At 36.2% G+C, this 370-nt stretch carries 1 pseudogene; it reads left to right on the top strand.

Features of this window, described 5'->3' with window-relative positions:
* A pseudogene (locus EYW44_RS22410) lies at window positions 1–370 on the top strand (hypothetical protein); the annotation flags it as partial.

Here is a 370-nt window from a genome sequence, read left to right as displayed (position 1 = left end):
ATGTTTTAACCAATGATGATTATTTAGGAGATACAGATCCAAATAATACAGGAAACACGATTTTATATCAAACAGGAGGAACAGCCGCAGGTACAGTAAGTATTGATCCAGATACAGGAGAAATTACTTATACACCAACATCATCAGAAGCAGGCACAGATGTAACGATAGAGTATACAGTTTGTAATGATGTAAACGATGATACTACATTTGATGCAGTAACCGGTTTACCAAATGCAAACACAACAGATGATGTTTGTCAGACGGCAACTTTAACAATCACTGTTACAGGTCCAGATAGTGATGGAGATGGAGTAGTAGATGCACAAGATTTAGATGATGATAATGATGGAATTTTAGATACAGCAGA

Source organism: Tenacibaculum sp. M341 (genome assembly GCF_004337695.1).
GTDB lineage: Bacteria > Bacteroidota > Bacteroidia > Flavobacteriales > Flavobacteriaceae > Polaribacter.
The sequence above is the reverse complement of the archived record's forward strand: the minus strand, read 5'-3'. Positions and strand labels throughout refer to the sequence as shown.